Annotated in this window: 26 protein-coding genes and 1 pseudogene; 10 read left to right on the top strand and 17 right to left on the bottom strand. The window is 70.7% G+C overall.

The window, feature by feature from the left end; genetic code table 11:
- The first annotated feature begins 6 nt into the window (after positions 1-6).
- The 3 genes from AX769_RS16140 to AX769_RS16130 are packed head-to-tail and all read left to right on the top strand — an operon-like array spanning position 7 to position 3,709.
- On the top strand, positions 7-1,329 hold the full coding sequence (locus tag AX769_RS16140) for an NtaA/DmoA family FMN-dependent monooxygenase (RefSeq protein ID WP_066281395.1): 1,323 nt from the start codon (positions 7-9) through the stop codon (positions 1,327-1,329).
- A complete protein-coding gene (locus tag AX769_RS16135; protein ID WP_066281392.1) occupies positions 1,326-2,396 on the top strand; it encodes an LLM class flavin-dependent oxidoreductase in 1,071 nt (356 codons plus the stop codon). The genes AX769_RS16140 and AX769_RS16135 overlap by 4 nt, the downstream gene beginning before the upstream one ends.
- The gene (locus AX769_RS16130) at positions 2,393-3,709 is read left to right on the top strand and encodes an LLM class flavin-dependent oxidoreductase (protein WP_066281389.1); all 1,317 of its coding nucleotides are present in this window, start codon (positions 2,393-2,395) and stop codon (positions 3,707-3,709) included. The genes AX769_RS16135 and AX769_RS16130 overlap by 4 nt, the downstream gene beginning before the upstream one ends.
- Before the next feature lie 235 nt (positions 3,710-3,944).
- Here the strand turns inward: AX769_RS16130 and AX769_RS16120 are convergent, their stop codons facing one another.
- Entirely contained in the window at positions 3,945-4,355 is a 411-nt protein-coding gene (locus AX769_RS16120) for a hypothetical protein (RefSeq protein WP_066281385.1), read from the bottom strand.
- Positions 4,356-4,431: 76 nt separating this feature from the next.
- On the opposite strand from AX769_RS16120, the gene AX769_RS16115 reads away from it, so the two are divergent.
- On the top strand, positions 4,432-4,941 hold the full coding sequence (locus AX769_RS16115) for a DUF6611 family protein (RefSeq protein ID WP_066281383.1): 510 nt from the start codon (positions 4,432-4,434) through the stop codon (positions 4,939-4,941).
- A 154-nt stretch (positions 4,942-5,095) separates the two neighbouring features.
- Here AX769_RS16115 and AX769_RS16110 read toward each other — a convergent pair whose 3' ends face one another.
- Positions 5,096-5,629, bottom strand: a complete 534-nt coding sequence (locus AX769_RS16110) for an alpha/beta fold hydrolase (protein WP_066281381.1) — start codon at positions 5,627-5,629, stop codon at positions 5,096-5,098.
- A 270-nt stretch (positions 5,630-5,899) separates the two neighbouring features.
- Positions 5,900-6,481 carry an acetate uptake transporter family protein gene (locus AX769_RS16105; RefSeq protein ID WP_066281376.1) on the bottom strand — a complete coding sequence of 194 codons (582 nt, stop codon included), beginning with the start codon at positions 6,479-6,481 and terminating at the stop codon, positions 5,900-5,902.
- Positions 6,482-6,634: 153 nt separating this feature from the next.
- Here AX769_RS16105 and AX769_RS16100 point away from each other — a divergent pair, with 153 nt between their 5' ends.
- On the top strand, positions 6,635-7,003 hold the full coding sequence (locus tag AX769_RS16100; RefSeq protein WP_066281374.1) for a DNA translocase FtsK: 369 nt from the start codon (positions 6,635-6,637) through the stop codon (positions 7,001-7,003).
- A gap of 113 nt (positions 7,004-7,116) precedes the next feature.
- A complete protein-coding gene (locus tag AX769_RS16095) occupies positions 7,117-8,325 on the top strand; it encodes a MalY/PatB family protein (protein ID WP_239451823.1) in 1,209 nt (402 codons plus the stop codon).
- Between the two features lie 157 nt (positions 8,326-8,482).
- On the opposite strand, the gene AX769_RS24140 is transcribed toward AX769_RS16095, so the two are convergent.
- From AX769_RS24140 to AX769_RS25375, 4 genes and pseudogenes are all read right to left on the bottom strand, one after another.
- Positions 8,483-8,650, bottom strand: coding sequence for a hypothetical protein (locus AX769_RS24140; RefSeq protein WP_157887674.1), 168 nt, complete (start codon positions 8,648-8,650; stop codon positions 8,483-8,485).
- The gene (locus tag AX769_RS24135; RefSeq protein WP_157887673.1) at positions 8,647-8,928 is read right to left on the bottom strand and encodes a hypothetical protein; all 282 of its coding nucleotides are present in this window, start codon (positions 8,926-8,928) and stop codon (positions 8,647-8,649) included. The genes AX769_RS24140 and AX769_RS24135 overlap by 4 nt, the downstream gene beginning before the upstream one ends.
- Positions 8,929-9,122: 194 nt before the next feature.
- Positions 9,123-9,590 carry a hypothetical protein gene (locus AX769_RS25380; RefSeq protein ID WP_239452085.1) on the bottom strand — a complete coding sequence of 156 codons (468 nt, stop codon included), beginning with the start codon at positions 9,588-9,590 and terminating at the stop codon, positions 9,123-9,125.
- 212 nt (positions 9,591-9,802) lie between these two features.
- Positions 9,803-10,090 (bottom strand): annotated as a pseudogene (locus tag AX769_RS25375) (SDR family NAD(P)-dependent oxidoreductase); the annotation flags it as partial.
- Positions 10,091-10,154: 64 nt separating this feature from the next.
- On the opposite strand from AX769_RS25375, the gene AX769_RS16085 reads away from it, so the two are divergent.
- Positions 10,155-10,697 (top strand): TetR/AcrR family transcriptional regulator, encoded by a 543-nt coding sequence (locus AX769_RS16085; RefSeq protein WP_066281366.1) that lies wholly within the window; start codon positions 10,155-10,157, stop codon positions 10,695-10,697.
- A 102-nt stretch (positions 10,698-10,799) separates the two neighbouring features.
- Here the strand turns inward: AX769_RS16085 and AX769_RS16080 are convergent, their stop codons facing one another.
- Complete coding sequence (locus AX769_RS16080; RefSeq protein WP_066281363.1) at positions 10,800-11,549, bottom strand: YqjF family protein; 750 nt, start codon at positions 11,547-11,549, stop codon at positions 10,800-10,802.
- Positions 11,550-11,618: 69 nt separating this feature from the next.
- Here AX769_RS16080 and AX769_RS16075 point away from each other — a divergent pair, with 69 nt between their 5' ends.
- Positions 11,619-13,094 carry a cytosine permease gene (locus AX769_RS16075; RefSeq protein WP_066281360.1) on the top strand — a complete coding sequence of 492 codons (1,476 nt, stop codon included), beginning with the start codon at positions 11,619-11,621 and terminating at the stop codon, positions 13,092-13,094.
- A gap of 68 nt (positions 13,095-13,162) precedes the next feature.
- Here AX769_RS16075 and AX769_RS16070 read toward each other — a convergent pair whose 3' ends face one another.
- The 9 genes from AX769_RS16070 to AX769_RS16030 form a co-directional block, all read right to left on the bottom strand.
- Entirely contained in the window at positions 13,163-13,927 is a 765-nt protein-coding gene (locus AX769_RS16070) for an SDR family NAD(P)-dependent oxidoreductase (RefSeq protein WP_066281357.1), read from the bottom strand.
- Between the two features lie 237 nt (positions 13,928-14,164).
- Complete coding sequence (locus AX769_RS16065; RefSeq protein ID WP_066281355.1) at positions 14,165-15,037, bottom strand: hypothetical protein; 873 nt, start codon at positions 15,035-15,037, stop codon at positions 14,165-14,167.
- Positions 15,038-15,074: 37 nt separating this feature from the next.
- Positions 15,075-17,276, bottom strand: a complete 2,202-nt coding sequence (locus tag AX769_RS16060) for a phosphocholine-specific phospholipase C (protein ID WP_066281352.1) — start codon at positions 17,274-17,276, stop codon at positions 15,075-15,077.
- 63 nt (positions 17,277-17,339) lie between these two features.
- On the bottom strand, positions 17,340-19,457 hold the full coding sequence (locus AX769_RS16055; protein ID WP_066281350.1) for a hypothetical protein: 2,118 nt from the start codon (positions 19,455-19,457) through the stop codon (positions 17,340-17,342).
- A 222-nt stretch (positions 19,458-19,679) separates the two neighbouring features.
- On the bottom strand, positions 19,680-20,447 hold the full coding sequence (locus tag AX769_RS16050; protein ID WP_082763864.1) for a PIG-L deacetylase family protein: 768 nt from the start codon (positions 20,445-20,447) through the stop codon (positions 19,680-19,682).
- Entirely contained in the window at positions 20,441-21,475 is a 1,035-nt protein-coding gene (locus tag AX769_RS16045; RefSeq protein WP_157887672.1) for an acyl-CoA dehydrogenase family protein, read from the bottom strand. The genes AX769_RS16050 and AX769_RS16045 overlap by 7 nt, the downstream gene beginning before the upstream one ends.
- On the bottom strand, positions 21,472-22,194 hold the full coding sequence (locus tag AX769_RS16040) for a glycosyltransferase family 2 protein (RefSeq protein WP_239451822.1): 723 nt from the start codon (positions 22,192-22,194) through the stop codon (positions 21,472-21,474). Before AX769_RS16040 ends, AX769_RS16045 begins: the two co-directional genes overlap by 4 nt.
- Positions 22,191-22,799, bottom strand: coding sequence for a class I SAM-dependent methyltransferase (locus AX769_RS16035; protein ID WP_066281342.1), 609 nt, complete (start codon positions 22,797-22,799; stop codon positions 22,191-22,193). The genes AX769_RS16040 and AX769_RS16035 overlap by 4 nt, the downstream gene beginning before the upstream one ends.
- A gap of 102 nt (positions 22,800-22,901) precedes the next feature.
- Positions 22,902-23,918, bottom strand: a complete 1,017-nt coding sequence (locus tag AX769_RS16030) for an aldo/keto reductase (RefSeq protein ID WP_066281340.1) — start codon at positions 23,916-23,918, stop codon at positions 22,902-22,904.
- Positions 23,919-24,215: 297 nt separating this feature from the next.
- Here AX769_RS16030 and AX769_RS16025 point away from each other — a divergent pair, with 297 nt between their 5' ends.
- Both AX769_RS16025 and AX769_RS16020 read left to right on the top strand, forming a co-directional pair.
- Complete coding sequence (locus tag AX769_RS16025) at positions 24,216-24,656, top strand: hypothetical protein (protein WP_066281338.1); 441 nt, start codon at positions 24,216-24,218, stop codon at positions 24,654-24,656.
- A gap of 105 nt (positions 24,657-24,761) precedes the next feature.
- Positions 24,762-25,517: an SDR family NAD(P)-dependent oxidoreductase gene (locus tag AX769_RS16020; RefSeq protein ID WP_066281335.1), complete on the top strand. Its 756-nt coding sequence runs from the start codon at positions 24,762-24,764 to the stop codon at positions 25,515-25,517.
- Positions 25,518-25,520 lie beyond the last annotated feature (3 nt).

The following is a 25,520-nucleotide window of genomic DNA, read 5'->3' as shown; positions in this document are numbered from 1 at the left end:
ACCCTCATGACCAGCAAGCCGCAAGCCCACCTCACCGCCTTCCTCGCCGGCATCGGCTATCACGAGTCGGCCTGGAAGCTCGCCGACCCGGCCCAACTCACCCCGAAGGCCGGCCTCGAGACGCTCACGCGGGCAGCACAGACCGCCGAGCGCGGGCTGCTCGACGCGGCGTTCTTCGCCGACAGCCCCGGCCTCGAGCCCTTCCGCGCCCGCTACTTCCCGCAGCTCGGTTTCGACCCGCTCGAGCTGCTCGCGGCGATCGCCCCCGTGACGTCGCACATCGGCCTCGTCGCGACGGCGTCGACGACCTACAGTGCGCCCTACGATCTCGCGAGGCGTCTCTCGACGGTCGACCACCTCTCAGGAGGCCGTGCCGGCTGGAACATCGTCACCACCGGCTACTCCGGGGCCGCGCGCAACTTCGGGCTCACCCAGCACCCCGACCACGACGACCGCTACGCGCGCGCCGCCGAGTTCGTCGACGTGGTCTCGCGCCTCTGGGAGAGCTGGGACGCCGACGCCCTCGTCCTCGATCAGAAGGCCGGCGTGTGGGCCGCGCAGGAGAAGATCCGGCCCGTCGACTTCCACGGCCGCTTCTTCGACGTGGCAGGCGCCCTCACCCTGCCGCGGTCGCCGCAGGGGCGCCCGGCATTCGCGCAGGCGGGCTCGTCCGGCCCCGGCATCGAGCTCGCCGGGTCGGTGGCCGACCTCGTGTTCACTGCCCAGGGCTCGCCCGAGGCCGCTCGCGCCTTCCGCGCGACGGTGCACGCCGCAGCCGCTCGGCACGGGCGTGACGCGTCGGAAGTGCTCGTGCTGCCGGGCGTGGCTTTCGTGCTCGGATCCACGGAGACCGAGGCGAAGGCGACCCGCGCCGCCCTCGAAGACGCCGTCGATCCTGAATTCCGCTGGCGCAACCTCGCGCACAACGCCGGCTTCGACCAGACCAAGATCGACCCCGATCAGCCCCTCCGCGACGAGGCGGTCAGCGCCGACCCCACGAGCCGGGCGCAGGATCTCGTGCGCCGCACCCGCGAGACCGGTAAGACCTTCCGACAGCTCGCCGAAGAGCTCACCGGTCTGCCCGGTGGCCTCGAGTTCACCGGCACGCCCGAGCAGCTCGCCGACGTCGTCGAGGAGTGGGTGACGACCGGTGCGAGCGACGGCTTCACTCTGCAGCCGACGACGCTGCCCGATTCGCTCGAGCTGTTCGTCGACCATGTCGTGCCTCTCTTGCAGCAGCGCGGCCTGCACCGCACCGAATACACCGAGACGACCCTGCGAGGCCACCTCGGCGTCGGTCGCGCCGCCCGAGAGGAGGCGGTGGCATGAGCGCCCGGCTGAACGACGAACCGCTGAGCCTCGCCGTCTACGCGATCCTCGACGAATCGGGCGACCAGGCCGCGAACTACTCAGGCGCGCTGGCCGAGTTCGAGCGGGCCGAGCAGCTCGGCGTCGAAGGCGTCTGGGTGCGGCAGTTCCACCTGGCGCGCGGTGCCCGCGGCGGCCTGCCGTCGCCGTTCGTCTTCCTCGCCTGGCTCGCCGCCCGCACCTCGCGGCTCCGCCTCGGCACCGGGATCGTGACGCTGCCCCTCGAGACGCCGCTGCGCGTCGCCGAAGACGCCGCCGTGCTCGACGCCCTGAGTGGCGGCCGCCTCGAGCTCGGCGTCGCGAACGGCGGCTACCAGCCGGGCCTGCCCGAGCTGTTCGGCCGCCCCTCCTACGCCGACCCGGCCGAGCGCCGCAGCACCTACCTGGCCCAGTTCGACGAGCTGCTGAAGGCCATCGACGGGGCGCCGCTCGACGACCTCGGCTCGCGGCTCAACCCGCCGACGCCCGGGCTCACCTCCCGGGTCTGGGAGGCGACGCTGTCCGAGCAGTCCGGGTACGACGCGGGCATTCGAGGGCACGGGGTGCTGCTGGGGACGACGCAGACCGTGCCGGCCGAGGTCACGGCGCGGGCGTACTACCGCGGGCTCGAGGCGCGACGGGCGCAGGATCCTGACGCCTCGCGTCCTGCCGTCGCCCCTCGTGTCGGCCTGGCCACGCTCGTCTACCCCGGCGTCGACCGCGAGACCGCCCTGCGCGAAGCGGCTCTCGGCATCGAAGAGAAGTACGCCTGGGGCAGAGACTTCCTCGGCGAGGCGTCGACGCTGGCCGAGAAGGCCACGGCCCTCAACCTGCACTACGGAACCTCTGACCAGATCGCGGAATCGATCGACGCCCAACCTGGTTTCCCCTACGCAACCCAGCTGATGGTCCAGACCGAGCTGTTCTACCGGTCGTACGAACACCGCACCGACGCGCTCGAGCAGTTCACCAGCGAGGTCGCACCCGCGCTCGGCTGGCACGCGCCCGCCCCGCACCACGATTCGACACCCGCAGGAGCCACTCCATGAGCCGCAAGCACCTCGTCCTCGCCCTCGGGCTCTTCTGTCCGGGCGGTGAGCACGTCACGAGCTGGCGGCTGCCGGATGCGAGCCCCGAGCGCTTCCTCGACGTCGGCTACTACCGCGACCTCGCGCAGGCGGCCGAGCGTGGCCGGTTCGCCGCGATCTTCCTCGCCGACGAGCTCTACGTCTGGGACCGCTTCGTCTCGGGCCTCGAGTCGACCGTCAACGAGCGGCTCGAACCGTTCACGCTACTCGGCGCGCTCTCGCAGGCGACGTCGCACGTGGGCCTCGTGGCCACCGTTTCGACGACCTACAACGAGCCGTACCACGTGGCACGGCGACTCGCGACGCTCGACTTCCTCTCGAACGGTCGTGCCGGCTGGAACCTCGTCACGAGCGCCTCCGACGAGGAGGCCTGGAACTTCGGCCGCGAGTCGAACCTCGACCACGCGGTGCGCTATCAGCGCGGAGCCGAGTTCGTGCAGGTCGTCGACGAGCTGCTCGGCAGCTGGGGCGAGGGGTCGGTGCTCGCCGACAAGACCACCGGGCGCTACTCCGACGCCGCTCTCATCAAGCCCATCGACCACAGGGGCGAGTTCTTCACCGTACGCGGCCCGCTCAACATCTCACGCCCGCCGCAGCGGCAACCAGCGCTCTTCCAGGCCGGCGCCTCCGAAGACGGCAAGAACCTCGCCGCGGCCACGGCCGACGCGGTCTTCACGCTCGGCTCGGGGTCGATCGAGGCCGGGCAGCAGCTCTACGGCGACTACAAGGGCCGGGTCGTCGCCGCGGGCCGCGCCGCGGACGACCTCGCCGTCATGCCGATGCTCGCTCCGGTGATCGGGTCGACCGAGAAGGAGGCGCAGGATCGCGCCGACCTGATCCTCGAGCTCACGCCCGATCGCGTGGCCCTGGATCTGCTGTCGCACCGGCTCGAGACCGATCTGAGCGATCACGATCCCGACGAGATCTTCTCGTTCGACTTCGCCGATCACTCGAGCGTGCAGCAGTCGCAGTCGGCCTACGCCCAGATCGAGAAGCTCGTCGACGGTCGCAGCCTCACCCTGCGCGAGGTCTACCAGACACTCGCCGGCCGCGGCTTCCTCATCGGCACGCCGGAGAAGATCGCCGACCACGTCACCGAGCGGTTCACACAGGGCGCTGCCGACGGGTTCATCCTGATGGCGCCGTCGCTGCCGAGCGGCCTCACCGACTTCGCCGACCACGTGGTGCCGCTGCTCACCGAGCGCGGCGTCTACCCCGCCGAGTACGAGGGCTCGACGCTGCGCGAGAACCTCGCCGGGGGCGGCGCGCGCTAGAAGGGGTCGCTCGGCCGTCGAGGTGGTCCGCGGACCACCTCGACGGCCGAGGGCCGGCTTCTCGGGCGCGCGGCGGCCGAGACCTCGTCGATCAAGCCGCGCCCGACCGCTTCGCGAATGGCAGACGGCACTTCCACTCGGGCGGTGCCCCTCGCGATCGCTGCGATCTGCGCGATCGAGAGGCGCGACCCCGTCAGGATCACGTGATCGTCGACCCCAGGCATCCGGGCGGCGGCTAGTGGAGGCGAGACGTCGATGCGACCGAGCCGTCGCGCGTCAGCGTCAGCGTGACGGAGTCGATGCGGGGGTGGCGGGCACGGGGCACCCAGTAGATCAGCCAGAGAAAGCCGGTCAGCAGGGTGAGCACGAAGTTGAGGCAGAACGACACGAGTTTCTGACGCTCGAGCACGACCTCGTCGGTGGTCTCGTGGACGACGTTCCAGCCCCACTCCTGCCAGGTCGCCGACTCGGCCTGGAGCGCCTGGCCGGGGGAGGCGTCCGTCACGGTGGCGGCGACTCGGGTGGCCGGCTGGATCCGCTGGAAGATGCACGAGCAGTTCGACGCGAGCGGGCAGCCTCGACCGTGCGAGGCGGGAGACGGGGTGGCGGTGCCGGCCGGGGCGAGGGTGATCGGCGTGGGGCTCATGCCTCCATGCTATTCGCTCGGCAACTTGTCAGCTTTACGCCATTCCGGCGTCACTTTCGTGGCTTAGCGTCGCTCCATGAACGGTCGTCCGCCCTCGTCGCACAGCGCAGGGATCGCCGACGGCCAGCACCTGTGGGGCCGGGTCGACTACGGGGTGTCCGGGCCGGGGGCTCTGCGGCGCATCCGCCTGACGGTCTACGCGCCGGGCACGAACGCGAGCGAGCGTCGGCTCCTGCGCGTCTGGCACGCCTGGCCGATCGTCAGTGTCGCCTGGGGTGTGCTCATGATGGTGCTCGTCTCGGTTCGATCGCTGGGGCCCGAGTGCGTCGCCGGGGTCGTGGCATACGCGCTGGCCACCGTGATCCTGGTCTCGCGCACGCGGCGCCTTCGGCATGCGAGCCGCCGGATCGCCGTCTCGACCATCGAGATCGGCGGCCGACAGCGTCGCGAGGGTGACGCGTCGTTGCTCGGTGCGACTCTGCAGCGGCTCGGCTCCCTCGAGCACGAGGTGCGGGCCGGCCTCCTCGACCCGATCGGCTTCGAGCTGAGGTGGGCCGAGGCCTACCAACTCATCCCCGCCCGCTAGCCGGCTCGAGGTGGCGGCCGGCTGACGCCCGTGTCGGCGCCGACGTTCGCCGTGGCGCCCCGGTCGAGGCTTCCTCCGGCCGGGGGCGACGCGGCAACGGCGGGCGCGTCCGCCCGAGTCACGAGCCCGTGCCACGCGACGGAAACACGCAGCGCTAGGCGAGCCGCGCGAGCACGGCCTCCACGACGGCTCCCGGGTGCGTCCGGTGGATCGAGTGATGCGCGCCCGCGATCTCGTCGTACGAGACGAGGGGGTTGGCCGCGGCGAGCTCTCGGCCCAGGGCCGGCGGGAGCGCGAGGTCGGGCGCCGAGGCGTCGGCCCCCAGCAGCGACACCGGCACGGCCGAGCCGGTGACGCCTGCCGTGACGTCCCAGGGGTCGTTGTCGACGAAGACGCGCCGCACCGTGTCGCGACTGATCTGCCGGGCGGCGAGCACCTTCTGGTGCACGTCTTCGGGGTGCCAGTCGGGGTTGCCGGCGGCGATGCGCTGAGCGTCGGGGGTCTCGGCCTCGGCGCTCATCCCCGCGATGAGCTCGTCGGTGTGCGGCGAGGCCAGACGCAGCGCAGGATCGACGAGAACGGCCGAGCGAGCCCATCGGGCGTCGGTTCCGAGGGCTCCTGCGACGGTCGCCCCGCCGAGAGAGTGCCCGACGACGACGTCCCACGCCGCGCCGGGTGCCGGCCGCACGAGCCTCGCGTCGGCGGCGAACCCCGCGAGGGATACCGCAGTGCTCTCGGGGCGACGCCGTGGCCGCGCAGGTCGGCTGCGACGACGCGGACGCCGTTCGCCGCGAGGGCGTCGGCCACCCGCCACCAGGTGCCGGCCGCCGAGGTCAGCCCGTGGAGGAGCAGAACTGCCCGCGCGGCGTCGGGCGACCCCCACTCGACGGCGGGGAGACGGACGGGTGGGACGGTGGCATCCTGATCGCTCACCCCGTAAGGCTAGCGACGCGCCGGGTCAGTTACGCGGGAAGACGGGGATGACCGCTCGCCGGGCCGTCGAGTTGAACACGACGGCGAACGACCCATACCAGGCTAAGACCGCGGTCACGAGGCCGAGCCAGCCGCCCAGGTGCGAGAGCCCGGTCGATGCGGTCAGGGTGCCGATTGCGAGGGCGAAGAACGTCAGCGTCAGGAAGACGAAGACGGCGAAGATCACGAGCGTCGTGCGGAAGGCCGCGATCGTCATGTAGAGGGTGAAGATGCCCCAGGCCAAGAGGAACACCCCGACGCCCTTTGCGCCCGCGGCGGTGCCGGTGGGCGTCGTCTGGAGATACCAGAACGCCAGCCAGAAGGCGCCGAACGAGCAGAACGCGGTCGCGCCGAACGTGTTCTTGTTCGCGAACTCCCAGATGCCGGCCGCGAACTGCGCGACACCGCCGTAGAAGAGCGCGAGGCCCAGCACGGAGGCCGCCGAAGGGATAACCCCCGCGTTGGCCAGGCTGAGCACGAAGGTGGTGAGAGCGAAGGCACCGAGGCCCAGTGCTCCCGGATCGATGGAAGGAGTGGGCGCCGTGGTGCGGCCCGTCTGCTCTGACATACCGACAGTCTGCACCCGCGCCGTGGGCCGAAGGATGCAATCGGTTGCGACCGGCGCGGCGCCGCCTGACCGGGGTGCGCCGCCGGGTCCGCCTTCTGGGGGATACCCGAAAGCGGGGGCGAATCGGCGAGCCGGCATCGCTACGCTCGGGCCATGGAGATCAGGTTCGGACTCGGAGAGCGTCGTCGTCGCCGCGCCGACGCGCGCCACGGCGATGGCACGGCTACGACCGGTGATCCTGCGCGCACGGCCGCTCAGCTGGTCGACTCGGTGATGAGCGGCGAGGCGACCGATCTCGAGCTGATCATCCAGGCCGCCCGGCTCGTCGTCTCGACCCGTTTCGCGTCGACGACGCTGCTCGTGCGGCGGCTTCACCTGAGCGTGCCCGAGGCGAATCGCATCCTGCGCCGGCTCGAGCACTGCGAGGTCATCGCGCCGGCCGAGGGGTCGAAGCCGCACTCGGTACTGACGACCTCGCAGCAGCTGCCCGGGGTGATCGAGGAGTTCATCGCCAGGGGGTGAACACCGGATTGCCCGCGGCTGAGGCGCGCACGGTAGCCACGCCGCGACCGGCGTGAGACGCAGGATGACAGCCGGGCTCGCGATCCTGACGCCGTGAGAGGACGATGGTCGGCATGGCGAGCGACATCGACGACGAGGACCCCACCGAGCCCGACCCGGTCGGTTACATCCGCACGGCGCGCACCAGCATCAAGTGGACGCGCTATGCGCCCGACGTGCTGCCTCTGTTCGTCGCGGAGATGGACTTCGGCATCGCGCCCGGAATCTCCGAGGCGCTGATCAACCGGGTGCGCTCGTCCGACCTCGGCTATCTCGACGGCCCCGGCCCGCTCGCCCCGGCCTTCGCCGCTTTCGTGAACGACCGTTGGGGCTGGGATCTCGACCCGGCCCGTGTGCACATCGCCACCGACGTCAGCGTCGGCATCGTCGAGACTCTGCGAGTCGCGCTGCCCGAGGGCGGCCGAGTCGCCATCGCGCCGCCGGTCTACCCGCCGTTCTTCGTGCTCGTCGACGAGGCCCGATGTCAGGTGGTCGAGGTGCCGCTGCTCGAGAAATGGGGCGAGTACGCACTCGACCTCGACGGGCTCGAGGCCGCCTTCCGCGACGGTGTCACCGTCTTCCTGCTCTGCAACCCGCACAACCCGGTCGGCCTCGTCCACGACCGGCGCACGCTCGAGGCGCTCGCCGACCTGGCCGCCCGCTACGACGTGCTCGTCGTCAGCGATGAGATCCACGGCCCGCTGACTCACCCGGGCCTGACCTTCACCCCGTTCGCTGCCGTCGCCGAGCTGCGCGGTGCGCGCTCGGTCGTCGTGACGAGCGCCAGCAAGGGCTGGAACCTCGCCGGCGTGAAGTGCTCCGTCGTCGTCGCCGGAGATGCCCGATCGGCCGCCCTCCTCGACACGTTCAACGACGAGATCGCCTGTCGTACCAGCATCCTGGGCCTCCACGCCAACATCCAGGCCTTCAGCCACGAGATCGAGTGGCTCGAGGATGCGATTGCTCGCGTGGTGGCGAACGACCGCCTGCTCGCCGCCCTGATCTCCGACCAGCTGCCGGGTGTCGTCTACCACCGCCCCAAGGCCGGCTACCTCGCCTGGCTGGACTTCCGCGGGCTCGGGCTCGGCGACGACCCCGCCGTGCCGCTGCGCGAGCACGCCTACGTCGCCCTGAACTCCGGCCTCGGGTTCGGGCAGCAGGGCCGCGGGTTCGCCCGGCTCAACCTCGCGTGCGAGCCCGACACGCTGCGCGAGGCCGTGGCTCGGATCGCCGCCGCCTACCCCTCGAGCATGCAGGGCGCGCTCGTCTGGCACGTCGCCTGATCCTCTGGTCCTGACTCGTCGACATGACCGATGTCGCCACCGGCGTCGACTACCTCGAGAAGGTTACCGTCTCTGTCAGCGCCTGACGCCCCGCCCCAGCACAACGAGGGGCCCCGCGGCTGCCGCGGGGCCCTTCGTGGACTGCTGCGCTTGGCGCCTACTCGGTCTTGTGTTCCGGGGTGCACGCCTGGTTCTCGCTGGCGAGCCGTCGGCGCTTGCCACGAACCGACAGCCAGAGCGCGAGAGCCCAGACCGCGGCTCCGATCGGCACGAGGAACGCCGCGATCAGCGCGATGTCGCCCGGTGTGGGGATCAAGGGGTTCATTTCTTCTCCTCTGGCACGTGGAGGTCACATCCAGCCATGAGCCTGGACGCCAGGGCCAGCGACTCTCCTGTACTGGTAGGCGCCGCGTGTGGTCGTGTTGATCTGCCCCAGGGAGTGGGGACGCCCCGCTTGACGACGACGTAGCACTTGTAGGTCGCCTGTCCGCCCGAGAAAATTCCGCTCTGCTTGGAGATTGAGATGTTCGAGAACGGGTCGTAGTTACTGACGAGCTGGCATCCGTAGTCCTTGAGTTTCTGGACCCTTCCCGAGCCGGTCACATACTCGTCGGCGCACCGTTACGTCGACTGCCAGAAGTCTGGCATTGACAATACCTACATTTCAAATTCGGCCAGGTACTAGCTGTCAGTCGCCGCCGTCGACGAGTTGCTTCGCGCGATCGACGCGTCGGAATCGACGAGGTACAAGCACGCGATGCTTGATCACGCCGTACTCCCACTCCCGTCGGCTGACGTCAGGCGGTGAGGAGGGCGGTCGACACCTCCCACAGACGCAGGGCGCCTGCACGCTCGAGCGCCCACCGCTTCACACCGTGGGGGTGGTCGGCGAGCGACGCGTCGTCGGGCACGGGGTAGGCCTCGCGGCCGTCGTCGAGGTAGTGGCCGCCCGTGTGCGCGAACTCAGGAGCGACCGCGGCCACGAGAGTGGTCGCCGCGCCCTGCTCGATCGACTTGTAGGTGAAGACGCCGGCGGCCTCGGCGGCATCGAGCGACTCCTTCTGCGCCGTCGTGAAGTTGCGCTGGAGGCCCGTGGCGACGCCTCCGGGGTTGACCGTGTTGGTGACGATCCCGTGATCCTGCCATCGCCTCGTCGCCTCGACCGAGAAGAGCGAGTTCGCGGTCTTCGCCTGGGCGTAGGCGACCTGCGGGTCGTAGGGGCGACGCTCGAAGTGGAGGTCCTCGAAGTCGACGTTCGCGCGCATGTGCGCGGTCGAGCTGAGCGAGACGATGCGGCTCCCGTCGCGTTCGTCGGCGCCGGCGGCGAGGGCGTCGTGGAGCCCGACCGCGAGGGCGAAGTGGCCGAGGTGGTTCGTGGCGAACTGCAGCTCCCAACCGTCGGGGTGCGCTCGAGTCCACCCGTGACCAGGCCGGCGTTGTTGATCAGCAGGTGCAGGGGGCCGTCCCAGTCGTCGGTGAACCGCACGACGGAGGCGCGGTCCGCGAGGTCGAGCTGCCCGACTCGGGGCGTCGTGCGCCCGGTCGAGCCCGCGATCGTCTCGGTGGCTGCGGTGCCGGCCGTGGTGTTGCGCACGGCGAGTGTCACCTCGGCGCCCGCCGCCGTGAGCGCCCGCGCGGTCTCGAGGCCGAGACCCGACGACGCCCCGGTCACGACCGCTCGCACGCCGGTGAGGTCGACGCCTGCCAGCACGTCGTCGGTCGTGCTCTCGGCGGTGAAACGGGTGGTGATGAGGTCGGTGGTCATTGAGGCGACTATACGCAGTAAACAATAATTGTAAAGTGCGGTCCGGCTGGCGTAGGGTAACGCCATGAGCGATTTGCAGACCGAAGTCGACCGCCGCGGCATCGTCTCGGATTCCGCCCTCGAGACGTTCGCCCGCTTCGGCTACCGCAAGACCTCGATGGACGAGGTCGCGCGCGCCGCGCGCATCTCCAGGCCGGGCCTGTACTTCCTCTTTGACTCGAAGGAGGCGCTCTTCCGTGCGGCAGTGGCGCGCGCTCTCGAGCGCGATCTCGCGGCGGTCGAGGCTGCCCTGGCCGATCCCGACAAGTCGCTGCAGGATCGCCTCCTCAACGCCTTCGACCACTGGGCCGGCCGCTACGTGGGCCCGGGTGGCCGCGACATCCAGGCGGTCATCGACGACAACCCGAGCCTGCTCGGCCCCGTCACCGAGACTGCGCCGCAGCGCTTCGAGCAGCTCGTCACGGAAGCTCTCCGGGCGGAGGTCGCGGCTCCCGCCGACGTCGCTCAGACGCTCATCAGCACGTCGATCGGCCTGAAGTATCAGGTCGACGCGCGCCCGGAGTACCTCGCTCGCTTGACAGTCGCCCTCACCGTCATCCTCCCCTGAGGGGCGGAGGCGACCCGGGAAGGATTCACCGAGGCACCACGGATCAGACAGTAAACGTGCGCAGGAGGCAGCGGAGGTGTCTGACCGGTGGTGCCTCGGCTATCAGGACGGCAGGGCGAACCTCGTCGCGACGCCGCGACCGTAGAGCACGGAGTCGGGAGCGCGGTCGGCGAGGCCCGGGAATCCGGTCGCCACGAGCAGCTCGTCGTCGAGCTCGAGGAGGTCGGCGGCGGTGAGCGCCCAGCTCTGGTGCTCGTTGGGCCAGAATCGCGTGCGGCCGAAGCGGCCCACGTGCATGCCCCAGCGGGCGGTGAGGAAGTCGGCGAGCGGATCCTGCGTCACCGTGTCGGGGAGCGGCCGGATGCGCACGTGCGAGCGCGGGTGGAGGGGCGCGCCGGCTGTCGTGGCGGCCGGCCAGCGGCGCCGCGTGTCGTACGTGATCGTGCCGCCGCCGCGGACGATGCTCATGTCGGCCCACGTGTAGGGCAGGCCGAGACCCAGGCGGGCCGTCAGCACGGGGACGAGCTTGGCGGCCTCCAGGGTGCGGAAGACGACGCTGCGTCGGCCGTCGGGCCCGACGCCGTAGAGGCGCACGTTCGTCTCGGCGAATCGGCCGAAGTAAGGAACAGGCGGGAACGGCCCGAACGAGGCCCGCGAGAGCTCGAACGGGATCAGCCCGACCCAGCTCGAGCCGTCGAAGACGTCGGGCTCCACGCCGCGGGGGAGGAAGGGGGCGACCTCGGATGCGTCGACTCGCCAGTGCAGGAAGGCCAGGTCGCTCCAGCGCTGGGCGATGACGGGGGTGCGGCTCAGGGCCGGCGCAGTCGCGCTGACGGGCTCGACGGCGACCATTTCTTGACGGTACTCTCAGCTACTTTCTTCATCCCCGAACTGGACGACACCGACACCAGGAGGACACCGATGGCCGACGACACCCTGACCACCCCGACCCGCAGCATCGAAGTGCGGTCGATCGACTACGTGCCGCGCAGCGAGCGGCACGGCAAGGTGTGGCATATCGGCCCCCTCTGGTTCATGTGCAACGCGCAGATCACGACGCTCGCGATCGGTGTCGTCAGCTTCGTCGACGGGGGCAACCTGATCTGGTCGTTCATCGCGATCGCGATCGGGCTGATCATCGGCACCATCTTCATGGCGGCGCACTCGTCGCAGGGCCCGAAGCTCGGGCTGCCGCAGATGATCCAGTCGCGCCCGCAGTTCGGCTACATCGGCGCCCTGCTCGTGTGGCTGTTCGCCTTCCTGCAGTACGCCGGGTTCAACATCTTCAACACCGTGCTCGCGGGCGAGGCCGTCGGCACGGCGGTGCACGCGCCGACGGCGCTCAACCCGCTCTGGTTCTGGATCGTCACCGTGGTCGGCGCGATCATCGCGATCGTCGGCTACGACCTGATCCACCGGATGGAGCGGTACCTCAGCTACCTCACCGTCGCGGTGCTGGCACTCCTCACGATCTCGGGGCTGACGCACCTGCACGTGCCGGCAGGATCCTTCGACCTCGGGCACTTCTCGCCGCTCGCGTTCTTCGCTCAGCTCAGCGTCGTCGCCGGCTATCAGATCTCGTGGGCGATCTACGTGTCCGACTACTCGCGGTACCTGCCCGCGACGACGCCGACGAGCCAGACCTTCCGCTGGACGTTCTGGGGGTCGGCGATCGGCGGCGCGTGGCTGATCTTCCTCGGCGCGTACCTCGCGTCGGCGGTCAAGGGCTTCAACGCCGGAGACCCGGTGTCGGCCATCCAGCAGGTCGCGGACGACCTCTTCCCCGGCTTCGGCACCATCGCGCTGCTCGTGATCGCGTTCGGTCTCGTCGCGGTGATCGTGCTCAACATGTACGGCGGCTCGCTGACGCTGATCTCGTCGATCGACAGCTTCAAGAAGGTCAACCCGACTCTTCTGGTGCGAGTGGTGACCGTCGCGATCACCGCGCTCATCTCGGGTGTCCTGGCGCTCTTCGCCTCGGGCAACTTCGCGTCGAACTTCTCGAGCTTCCTGGTGCTCGTGCTGTACTTCTTCATCCCGTGGACGGCCGTCAACCTCACCGACTACTTCATCGTGCGGCGCGGGCACTACGCGATCGCCGAGATCTTCAAGCCGCGCGGCATCTACCACCGCTGGGGCTGGGCGGGCATAGCTGCCTACCTGATCGGGTTCGTGTGCATGACGCCGTTCTTCGACACGGCGTTCTACGTCGGCTTCGCCGCCCGCGCCATGGGAGGGGTCGACATCTCGCTGTTCATCGGGCTGCCGGTCGCGGCGATTCTCTACTGGCTGTTCACGCGGCGCCTCGACGTGTCGGCCGAGCGCGCCCTGGCTGACGAGCAGTCGGCCGCTCTGGAGGAGGCGGCCGAGGAGCATGTCGAGCTCGGCACGGTCTAGCGGTCTCCGCTCCGACGACCGGCACACGATCCAGTCCGCGGGCTGGATCGTGTGCCGGTCGTGGGAGTTCAGGGGTTCGTCTGGTCGGTGGGGCGCATCAGGATCTCGTTCAGGGCGACGTAGGCGGGCTGGGTCACGGCGTAGACGATGGCGCGCCCGATGTCCTCGGCCTGGAGCGTGCGCATGGAGCCGTACGACTCCTCGGACGACTTCTTCGCGTCGGGGTTCGTGATCTGGTCGTTGAGCTCCGTCGCGACGGCCCCGGGCTCGATGAGCGTGACGCGCACGCCGCTGCTGGTGACCTCCTGGCGGAGGGCCTCGCTGAAGCCGTTCACGGCCCACTTCGACGCGTGATAGATGCCGCCGCCGGTGTGGGCGACGCGGCCGGCCACGCTCGACAGGTTGATGACGTCGCCCGTGCCGCGGTCGACCATCGAGCCGATGGTCTTGTGGATCATGTACATGGTGCCGAGCACATTCGTGTCGAGGCTTCGACGCCAGTCGTCGGTGTCGGCGTCACGGATCGGCCCGAGCAGCATGAGGCCGGCGGCGTTGACCAGGATGTCGACGGGGCCGAGCTCCTTCTCGGTCTTCGCCACGGCGTCGGCGCAGGCCTGCTCGTCGGTGACGTCGAGATGGAGCGTCACGACCCTGGTGCCTTCCGCCTCGAGCTCGGACTTGAGGTCGTCGAGGCGGTCGGTGCGGCGGGCGCCGATGGCGAGGCTCGCGCCGGCGGTGGCGAGGGCGCGGGCGGTGGCCTGGCCGATGCCCGACGAGGCTCCCGTGACGAGGGCGACCTTGCCGGTCAGGGTGGGTGTGCGTGCGTCGGACATGTGCGGCTCCTCGATTCGTGTGCGGCCGGCCGCGGTGCGGGGCCGACCGCTCGGACGGTAGGCGCACGGTCACGTCTCGGCTGCCAGGAGTGCGCGGACCGGATCGTCTGTCACCCGATACCGTCGCCCAGCCAGGAGCCAGGAGCCAGGTGCCAGGTGCCAGGAGCCAGGAGCCAGGAGCCGGGAGCTGGGGCCGGGTGTCGGTTGCCGGGCCGGAGGAGGGCCGGGGCGGGGCGCTCAGGGGGCCTTGCGACGGAGGGCGGCGGCGCGGGTGCGGGCGGCGCGCTCGGCGGTGGCGGCTGTGCGGCGAGAGGACTGCGCCTCGGCGAGGGCCGTGTCGAGGGTGGACGCCTGATCGTCGAGGGCGGCGAGCTCGCGGCGGAGGGCGTCGCGGTGGGCCCGGGCCTCGTTGCGGGCCGAATGCGCGGAGGTGAGCTCCGATTCGGCGTCGGAGAGGGCCGCTGCCGCGTCGGCGGCCTCGCGTTCGGCGCGTTCGGCCGCGGCCCGGGCCTTCTTCCGCTCGGCGGCTCGGGCGCCGGCGCCGGCGCCCTCGCCGGCTCCGAGGCTACGCCGAGCGGCGCCGCGCCCCGCGACCGTCGGGCTCGGGACGGCAGCGGGGTCGATGGGCAGAGCGGTGGCCTCGGCGGGGTCGGAGCCCGGCGTCAGAGGCTTGACGAGGAGGCCGCTTCGCACCGCCGCGAAGGCCTCGGGCGAGAGGACGGCAGCCTGGAAGCAGGCGTCGATGGCGTCTCTCGTCGAGCCGGACACACTGGATCCTGCGCCCGTCGACAGCTCGATCGTCGCCCGTGTCGCGGCCGCGACCGCCTGACGTCGGTCGCTCGCCAGCGACCGCAGAGCCGAGGCGTCGCCCTCCTCCTCGGCGGTGCGGAGTCGCTCTCCCACCTCCGCCAGGGCGTCGACGGGTGCAGGATCCGACGCCACGAGCGCATCGATCGCGGCAGCGGCCGCCGCCGGTTTCTGCAGCCGGGCGATCCGTGCACCGAGCGCGGGGGCGGCCCCGGCGGCAGCCTTCCGCGCCGCGACGAACCCGGCCGGCGGCCCCGCGTTCAGCGCGGCCGCCACCCGGCGCAGGTCGTCGTCGTCGCTCATGCCTCCATCGAACACTGCGCGAGCGACGGCCGGGCGGCTACTCCACGCGCCCGGCGAAGCGGTAGCGGAAGCCGGTGCCGGTGTTCGCGGTGACGATCACGTCGTAGTAGCCCCACTCGTCGACGGGCCAGTCGACGTCGGTGGCGCGACCGCCGCGCACCGTGACGGTCTGCGTCTTCGTGATGAAGTCGTTGGCGGTCAGCGTGTACGTCACCTGCGGGGTGCCGCCGTTCGCCAGCGCCAGGCGCAGGGAGGGCTTGCGGCCGGTGACGAGCGTCGCGGTCGCCCCGGGCAGCGGGACGTCGGTGTGTGTGCCGGAGACGACGGTGCCGGCGAACCGACGGAGGAAGCGGTCGGGGCCGTAGACGCTGAAGTCGTACTTGCCGTCGAGCGCCGCCGCGTTCCAGGTGTACGTCGCCGAGGCGCCGGCCGCGATGGTGTGCGGCGTCGACGCGAAGGCGAGCCAGGCGTTCGGGAACACCTGGTGCGAGACACCCTGCGTGCCGGCGTTGCGCATGGTGAGGGTGACGGCGCCGGTGCTGCGGTTGACCGCCACATCGGCCGACTGGCGGTAGGGGAGGGGGCGGTGCTGGGCCGTCCCGGCATCCTGCACCGGCATCTTCTGGGTGCCGAGAGCTGGTTCGCGGATCGTCGGCTTGGACGCGTCGGCGTCGGCCGCGGCCACGAGGGCCTGGGTCGCACTCATCGGGGGCACCTCGGCGGCGGTGGGGATCGAGAAGTCGGGCTTCGTGAAGTCGAAGCACGACGTCAGGTCGCCCGAAATGGTGCGGCGCCAGGCCGAGATGTTCGACTCGGTGACTCCCGTCCAGGTCTCGAGGAACCGGATCACCGAGGTGTGGTCGAAGACCTGCGAGTCGACCCAGCCGCCGCGGCTCCACGGCGAGACGACAGTCAGGGGCACGCGGGTGCCGTAGCCGATGGGCAGGCCGTCGACGTACTCGGCAGCGGTGCCGGGTTCGGCGAGCGGCGGCACCATGTGGTCGAAGTAGCCGTCGTTCTCGTCGTAGTTGATCAGCAGCACCGTGCTCGCCCAGGTGTCGGGGTTGCTCATCAGCGCCTGGATGACGGCGTTCGTGTAGTGCGCGCCGTAGTCGGGGCTGGCGGCCGGGTGCTCGCACCATCCGTATGGGGCGACGACGTACGAGACCTCGGGCAGCGTGTTCGCGGCCGCGTCTTTGCCGAACTCGCTCAGCAGATAGGTCACGTCGAGCCCCTTGCCGGAGTCGGGCAGCCAGCCGGTGTTGAGGCCGCCGTTGATCGCGAGGGCCTTGACGGCGGGGTCGGTGGAGGCCAGCGCGTCGTGGTACTGCTGGAAGAGCCACAGCGGGTTGTCGCCGTAGTCGCCGACGTAGGGGTGACTGCCGTCGTCGCCCACCTCGTCGTTGGCGTAGGTCTTCCAGGTGACGCCCGCCGCCTGCAGGCGCTCGGGGTAGGTCGACCAGCTGTAGACGGGGTTGTAGTCGGCCGGGTTGTCGGTCGCCGGGCCACCGGCGGTGCCGGCAGGGTCGATCATGCCGGTCCACTGGTACAGGCGGTTGGGGGTCGTCGGGCCGATGAGCGAGCAGTGGTAGTGGTCGGCGATGGTGAACGACGAGGCGAGGGTGTGGTGGAAGGGGATGTCGTCTTTCGTGAAGTAGCCCATCGTCTGCTCCGACTTGGCCGCGACCCAGTTGTTCCAGGTGCCCTTGTTCCACGCGGTGTGGCCGCCGCCCCACGAGTGGTCGAGGCCACCGGCGTTCTGCGCGTTGTAGTCGGCCGAGTCGAGCGGCCAGGGCAGCATGTGCCCGCCGTCGGTGCGGCTGAGGTCGGGCTGATGGAAGATGTCGCCGCCGCCCGGGTACTCGAGCATCTGCTTGTCGCTGAAGCCCCGCACGCCGGGGAGGGTGCCGTAGTAGTGGTCGAACGACCGGTTCTCCTGCATCAGGATCACGACGTGCTTGACGTCCTTGATCGTGCCGGTCTGGCCCTTCTTCTTGGCGGCTGCCGTGATGGTGGCCGCATCGGCGGCACCGGGGCCGAAGGCGCTTCCGCCGCCGCCGGCGATCGTCTGCCCGGCTGCGACGCCGGCCATGATCGCTGCGGCGCCGCCCATCAGGAGCGTGCGACGGCTGACGCCGGGCTTGATGTCGCCCTGGTAGTACTCGTGGCCGGGGTCGAGCGGCGGCGCTGCGACGAGGTCGACCTTCGGGGCGTGGTCTTCGGGCTTGGACTTGCTCATGGTTCTCTCCTGCTGAGGTATCGGATCGGAAGCGGGCGGCGCGGCGAGAAGGCGCGCGCGCCGCTACTTGACGGTGAAGGTGGTGACGACGGCAGCGCGATCCGAGATCCACGCGTTGGCTGTCGGGTCGGTCGGCCCCACGGGGAACCCATCGACGAGGGTGTGCGACTCGGTGACCGTGAGCTTGCCGGCGTAGTCGACGAAGTCGAGGCGTTCGGGGCCGTCGGTCGTGCTGGTCGCCGTCGCGCTCGTGCCGGCTGCCGTGGCCGCGTCGACCTTGGCGGCATTGACGGTCGTGCTCGAGGTGCCGGTGACGGGCGGGAAGATCGACGTCGTCTGGCCGGAGTCTTTGGCGGCGTTCGGATACTCGGCGCGGTACGAGTCGGTGAGGCCGGGCTGGTTCTTGCCCGAGCCGGTGAAGGCCAGTGGCACGGGCCAATTCACCGAGCGGATCCCGCAGTGGCTCGCGGCCGTCGTGGCGGTCCAGTCGGTCGCGGCGGGCGACTCGAGGTCGGCCAGCAGGATCGAGGGCACCGACTTCGACTCCGTCTTCGCGATCGCCTTGGCCAGGGTCTGCGCCTGGCGGTAGCGCAGGGTCGCCTTCTCGGTCGCGACGATCGCCGCCGCATCCTGCGCCCCTGTCCCGGTGCCGCTGGTCGAGGCGAGCGCAGCACAGGCTGCAGCCGGGCCGAACGAGTCTGAGTCGAGCTGGGCGCTCCAGAGCTGCACGCGGCTGCCGTCGATGTTCGCGACAGCACTGACCGCGGGGACTCCGGTCGGCACGGCGCCGTTGGCGGGAGCCAGCGGGTAGCGGCTGATGATCGCCTGGCCGCCGGCGCTCTCGACATGGCCCCAGCCGAGCAGCTTCGCGACCGCGGTCGCCTGCGTGCCGAGGGTGCTCTGCAGCCCGACGACGTCGAGACGGTTGGTCAGGATCGTGTCGACGAGCTTCTCGCTTGAGTCTGCGACGTGAGACCCGCCGTCCCACATGTTCAGGGTGGCCGTCTTGAGCGCGGGCTGGGCGTTCTTCGCGCTGAGTGGGAACTCGATCGTGATGGTGCCCGTGATGCCCTTCACGTCGGTTGCGATGATCGTGACCGTGCCCTCGCCTCCCACGGCCTTCTTGGGGTCGGTGGGGGTGGTGCCGGTGATGACGCCTGCTGCGCTGACCTTCAGCCACGAGCTGCCCGCGGTCTTCGCGAAGGTGACGGCGTCGGTCGGAGCGGCGCCGCCCGGCCCGAACCACAGGCCCTTCACGCTGGTGTCGAGCGCGGTGACCGGGGGAGTGGAAGCCTCGGTGACGTCGTCGGTCACGAAGTGCGCCGTGGTCGGCGTCGGGTCGTACGGCGGCGGGTCGGAGACCTGGAAGGTCACGGGCTTCGCGAGCCAGGTGTAGCCGTCGTTGTAGAGGAAGTACGCCGTGATGTCGTGGCCCGACGTGAGGCCCGCGCCGCTGACGGTCAGGGTGCCCGAGGTGTTGTCGCCGGTGTACGTGTACGCCGTCGACGGGTTGTTGTACTTCTGGCCCGTGGGCCCGTCAGCCGGGTTGTTGTAGAGGCCGACCCAGTTGAGCGCGAGCGGCGTCGTCGTCGAGTAGCTGAACGTGAGGGGCTGCCCGGCGATCGGGTTCTTCGTGTCGAGAGACAGTGTCCCGGTGTCGGTCGGCACCGGTGCCGCGGCGACCTGGAAGGTCACCGGCTGCGCGAGCCAGGTGTAGCCGTCGTCGTAGAGGAAGTACGCGGTGATGTCGTGACCGGTGGTGAGCCCTGATCCCGACACCGTGATCGTCCCGGAGGCGTCATCGCCCGTGGCGGCGTCCTTCGTGTACGTGTAGGCCGTCGAGCCGGCGTGGTACTTCTGATCGGTCGGCCCGTTCGCCGGAGTGTTGTAGAGGCCCACCCAGTCGAGGTCGAGCGGCTTGTCGGTCGAATAGCCGAAGGTGACGGGCTGCCCCGCGACCGGGTTCGTCGTGAGCAGCTTCAGCGTGCCCGTGGTGACGGGAGTGGTCGCGGTGGGAGTCGCCGTGGGCGCCGCCGTCGCGGTGGCTGCGGCGCTCGCAGCGGTGGTCGCGCCGGGGGCGGCGGTCGTGGCCGAGGCGATGGTCGGCACGGCTATGCCGGCGGCGACGACGGCGGTGATCAGGGCACCGATCACCAGGCGTTTCGGGGTGAAGGTGGGCATGGACGTCGTTTCTCCCAGGGAAGGCGCGTCCGTCGGCCGAGCCGGCGGGGCGCCGACTCCGGCGCCTCGGAACACTCTTCTTGCAGGATGTGAATCGTTCTGTCCCGGCGCGTGACGCCCGCGTCAATGGCCTGTGAACGCCAGGTGCAGCTGCCGCTCACAGCGTGACGAACCTGTTCTCGACACCGCGCCGATTCGCAGCGGACGCTGGCCGCACCCGGTTCAGGGGCGCTCGACAGCGACGGAGGGGGGCTCGGAGGCGACGGTGAAGGTCTCGAACGGTCGCCGGAAGCAGGGGAGGAACCCCTCGTCCAGCTGCGGCGGCTCGGACCCTCGGGGAGTCGTCTGCGAGACGTAGGAATCGAGGGCGATTCTTTTCGCGAGTCGATCCGCAGCCGACAGGTGCACTGCCCGCATCCGTCCCCACGGCACGTCGGGGTGGGCGGAGTCGGCCCAGTGCCACATCCAGATCGGGTACTCCCAGAGCACGAGACCCCGTTCGGCTGCCAGCTCGGCAGCGATCTCGCCGAGCACCCGGTGGTCGCGGTGCCCGTCTCCGCGCCACGGGGCGACCACCACCGACTCGGGCCGCGAGTCGATCACAAGCGCCAGCTCGGCCTGGACCGCAGCGCGGTTCTCCCGCAGCGAGCCGTCGGCGTATCCCAGCACTTCGAGCGCCGGGCCGCCGAGGGCCCTCATCGCTCGACGGAGCTCCTCGAGTCGCACCCCGGCGAGCTCGTCGGCGTCGATCAGGTCGGCCGCGTGCGAGGCTCGGCCGTCCGTCACGACGCAGACGGTCACCGGGCGCTCGGCCGCCACACTCGCCGAGATGAGACCGCCCGCGCCGAGGGTCTCGTCGTCGGGGTGGGCGGCGAGGACGAGCAGACCGAGCCTCGGATCGAGGGTGGCCGGGGGCAACGCGCCGAGCCTCGGATCCCGGGCCCACGCCTTCTCGCCCGTGCCGGGGTCGCGCGCGTCGAACGTCACCATTCGAGGCCGGAGTCGCGCACGCTGCGGCCGAGCGACACGTCGTCGCGTTCGGCGTGGTGCTGCCGCAGGTAGAGCTCGAGGTCGGCGACTCGCTTGGCGTGGGCGGCGTCCTGCACGAGGGGAGTCGGGCCGAGGGCGTGACCGACGGCTGCGATCGCCGCCTCGGTGGCCGCGGCGACGGTGGCGCGCACGCGCTTCGCGAGGACGGACGGGGGGACGTCTGCAGGGCTTTCGGCGGGGCCGTCGACGAGCCGTGCGGCCGCGGCCAACGCGGTGCGGGCCTCGGCCAGGCGAGTATCGACCCGACCGAGGTGCATCAGCAGGATCGTGTCGTCGCGCCGGCCCGGCAGTCGCGCGGCGTCGAGCAGCGGGCGGGCGACACCGACGGCTGCTCCGAACCAGCAGGCCGCGACGCTCATGCCGCCCCAGGCGAATCCCGGCCTCTGCAGGTACCAGCCCGGCTCGCCGACCGCCGTGGCGGGGACCTTCGCGAACGCGACGTCGCCGCTGGGGATCTCCGTCAGACCCCGTGCGGCCCACCCCGGCTGCACCGCGACGCCGGGCGAGCGCAGGTCGACGGCGAAGAGGCCGCGCTGAGACTCGGTGACCCAGGCCGTGACCAGCGCGTGCGACAGGGTGCCGGCGAGCGAGCACCAGGGCTTGGTGCCGGTGAGGGCCCAGGATCCTGCGCCGGTCTCGGTCGCCTCGAGCCGCACACCCGGGCCCTCGGCGGCGAACACACCCCAGGTCGACCCAGCCGTGGGTGCGACGCCCGCCTGATCGAGGATCGTGAGGGCGTCGAGATGCGGCTCGACGGCTCGGGCGAGGGCCACGTCGTGGGCGGCCAGGGTGGCGAGTGCCTCCCAGGCGTCTGCCGCCCCGCCCGTGCCGACGAAGGGCTTCAGGGGGCCGAGCGCGACAGCGCAGTCGAGGGCCTCGGCCACGGTGTCGGGGGCGGCCGCCACCACCGCGGCCGTGGCGGGGCCGGGGCCCGGGCCGATGGCGATTCGCAGCAGAGGGTCTCTCACAGCGTCTCCGCCAGGTAGCCCGCGTAGCCGCCGGGAGTCCGCCCGACGAAGCGCCCCGAGGTGAGCACCTGGCAGGCGTCGGAAGCCGCGATCACCCAGGGGCCTCGGCGCAAGCGGGCGACGAGGGCGTTGTCTTCGTGCTCCTCGATCGGGTCGAAGCCGCCTGCCGCGAAGTAGGCGGAGGCGCGAAGGCCGAGGTTCGCCCCGTGCACGTGCCCGTTCGGGTGCCCGGGCTGGTGCGTCGCGAGCCACTGGGCGTTCTGCTCCGGGGTGAGGTCGGCGGGGGTTGGGCGCACGGTGCCGATCATCACGTCGACGCCGCGGTCGGCCAGGGCGACCTGCTCGACGAGCCAGTCGCCGGGCACCGTGGAGTCGGCGTCGGTGTGGGCGAGCCAGAGGCTCCCGCGATCCTGGCGCCCCCAGCGGTCGAGAGCATGCCGCACGCCTTGCGCCCTCGCCGAGCCGACCGCCCCGGCCTCCGACTCGAGCACGGTGACGCCCACAGCCGCGGAGGCCAACTCAGCCGTGCCGTCGGTGCACGCGTCGGCCACGAGCGTCACCGAGACGACGATCGCAGGATGCCGGTGGTGCAACTCCGACACGGCTCGTGTGATCGAGTCGAGCGCGGCTCGCACCAGGCGCTCCTCGTTGCGCGCGGGCACGACGACGGCCACCCCCGCCACGGCCGGCCCGGCGGCGCCCCGGCCCGGCCCGGTCACACGAGGCCGGTCTGCTGCGCGACCGAGCGGCCGTCGCGGGCGAGCACGTCGAGCACGAAATCGTCTTCGACGTGGTGCACGAGCGTGCTCCACTCCGGTCGGGAGGCGAGAGTGCGGTTCACCTCGTCGGCGCTCTGACGGAAGTCCGACTCGGGGTGGCGCCAGTGGCAGGCGACGACGACGCCGTCGGGGGTGAGCGCTCCCGCGATCCTGCCCGCCAGGGTGTCGAGACGGTCGGCGCCGAGGTAGTAGGCGGCCTCCGAGACGACGACGAGGTCGTAGGCGGCCTCGGGGAAGTCGTCGACGGCGTCGCCGTGCAGCACGGTGGCGGTCGGGGTCAGCGCCAGGCGCACGCTCGCGTGCCGCACCGCCTCGGCCGAGATGTCGATCGCGGTGACCCGGTCGGCCCGCGCCGCGAGTGCCTCGGTCAGCACTCCGATCGAGCAGCCGACTTCCAGCGCGTGAGCGAACCGCGGCCGCGGCAGAGAGGCGAGCAGGATCTCGCGCTTCCGCACCTCGTACCAGCGCGTCGTGACACCCCACGGGTCGTCGCGCGCGGCGTGCGCCTGGTCGAAGTGCTGCCGGATGTCGGCGGAGTCGCTCATTCCCGCAAACTACGCGGTGCTGGCCGGGAGGGCCCTTCCTGGCGGGGGTGGTTGACAAGGGGGCCCGCGCTCGTCGTCGCGTGGGCCCCTCGTCGGTCGTCGCTAGCGGCGGCGTGCTGCCGTGGTCAGCGTGTTCTGGCCGTAGCTGTTGTCGTCGGGGTTGAGTGTGACGCCGGGCGCCACGAGCTCGTCGATGCGGTCGAGCACCTCGGTCGACAGCGTCACGTCCGGCCCGGTCAGCTGCGACTCGAGCTGTTCCATGGTGCGCGGGCCGACGATCGCGCTCGTCACGCCGGGGTGGTTCAGCACGAAGGCGACGGCCAGGTCGATGAGGCTGATGCCGTTCGCCTCGGCGAGCAGGGCGAGCTCTTCGACGACGTCGAGCTTCAGCTGGTTGGCGGGCGACGACATGTCGAAGCGGGCCGGCGGGCGGTTCTTCGACACCGGAGCCCCCGGGGCGTCCTTGCGCCAGCGGCCCGTGAGCCATCCGCCCGAAAGGGGGCTGTAGACCAGGGTGCCCATGCCGTAGCGCCGCGTGGTGGGCAGAACGTCCTCCTCGATGCCGCGGGTCAGGATCGAATAGGGCGGCTGCTCGGTGACGAAGCGCTCGAGGTTGTGGTCGCGCGCCGCGACCTGTGCCTCGACGATCTCGCTGCCCGAGTACGACGAGGAGCCGATCGAGCGCACCTTCCCCTGGTGCACGAGGTCGCTGAGGGCGCCAAGGGTCTCCTCGACGTCGGTCGTGGGGCTGGGCCGGTGCATCTGGTAGAGGTCGATGTAGTCGGTGCCGAGGCGGCGCAGCGAGGCCTCGACGGCCTTCATCACGTAGTTGCGCGACCCGCCGGAGGTGTTCGGCCCGGTGCCGGTCGGCATGAAGAACTTGGTCGCGAGCACGACGTCGTCGCGGCGGCCCTTGATGGCCTTGCCGACGATCTCCTCCGACTCTCCGGCCGAGTAGACGTCGGCGGTGTCGACGAAGTTGACGCCGGCGTCCAGGGCCTTGTGGATGATTCGGATCGAATCGTCGTGGTCGGGGTTGCCCCAGGCTCCGAACATCATGGTGCCGAGGCAGAGGGGGCTCACTTCGAGCCCGGTGCGTCCGAGGAGGCGGTACTCCATGGCTGGTCCTTTCGTCGGGGTGTGTTCTCATCGAACGCCCTCCGAGGAGAGGGCGGGAGTGTCTGTCGCTACCCCTCTCGCCGTTGTCGCAAGCCTCGAGGCCTCTTGCGAAGGGGCATTGCTTTTTTCCATGTACAGGTTCTCCTGAAGCGGTGCCTTCGCCGCGACTGAATTCAGTCGAACCTGTAAGTCACGAAAAGCAATCGTCTCGGCGCGAGGGCCGCTGGCGCCTTCAACCGGCACGTAGGCTGACTCCCTGCCCCGAGGGAGGAACGAACGCGTGATCACGGATTCACCATGCTGACCCGACGGCGACCTGGACGACTGGGCGCGGCAGCAGCACTCGGGGTCGCTGCGGCTCTCGTCCTGACCGCTTGCGGGGGCGCGCCGGCTCAGAAGACGACGGTCGAGAACGCCGCGCAGGGTGTCGGCCTCGCCTCGATCCGCGGGCTGATCACCACCGACAGCTACACGGCGGCTGGTGCGGGCTACTCACGCGAGTTCCTCTACACGAACCCGGCCCACGTGCACTCCGTCATCGACGCGCGTCTCGCCTCGGCGAAGTACACGCCCGTTGGCGGCTCATCGACCCACTGGAGCAACGGCACCGGCGTCGGCTCGACCGACGTCCGCTTTTCGACCCTGACCCTCGCGGGCTCGTACCACGAGCCCCACGGCCCCACGGTCGGCGTGCCCGACGGGCCGGCCCTCCGTGTCACCGTCACCGCCGGCTCCTAGCCCGTCGCTGCAGCGACCCGAGATCTCGGTTGACAGATCGTTCGGTAGCTGACGATACTTGTCTGGTACCGAACGAATTGCATGACATCACGAAGAGGAGAACCCATGCCCACCGAACGCATCGCCCTCATCACCGGCGCCAACCAGGGCGTCGGCAAGCAGGTCGCCAAAGAGCTCGCCGAGGCGGGCCACATCGTGCTGGTCGGGTCGCGCGACCTCGGCCGCGGTGAAGCAGCCGCCGCGGAGATCGGCCACGGCGCCACCGCCCTCCAGATCGACGTCACCGATCTCGCTTCCATCGCCGCGGCCGCGGCGCACATCAAGACCACTCACGGGCGCCTCGACCTGCTCGTCAGCAACGCCGGCATCTCGAACACGGCGGGCGGCGACCGCACGCCGGAAGAGCGAGCGGCGGCCAGCCTCGCCAGCACCGCCTCCCTCGACGAGGTCCGTGCCGTGTGGGACGTCAACGTGTTCGGCGTCCTCGCCGTCTACCAGGCGATGCTGCCGCTGCTGCGCGACGGCATCGATGCTCGCATCGTCAACGTCTCGAGCGGGGTCGGCTCGCTCGCGGCGAACGCCGACCCGAGCTACCCCTACCACTCGATGTACGGCCCCGTGTATCCCGCGTCGAAAGCGGCTGAGAACGCGTTGACACTGGCCATGATGGTCGAGCTCGAAGACACCGACATCAAGATCAACCTCGTCTCGCCGGCCTTCACGAGCACCGCGCTCAACAACTTCGCGGGCACCGAGTCGATCGAAGACGGCTCGCGCGAGGTCGTGCGTGTCGCGCTGCTCGGCCCCGACGGCCCGACCGGCACCTTCACCCGCTGGGAGAACACCACGATTCCGTGGTAACCA

The sequence above is a fragment of the Frondihabitans sp. PAMC 28766 genome (assembly GCF_001577365.1).
Taxonomy (GTDB): Bacteria; Actinomycetota; Actinomycetes; order Actinomycetales; family Microbacteriaceae; genus Frondihabitans.
This window is presented reverse-complemented; position numbering and strand designations above follow the sequence as displayed.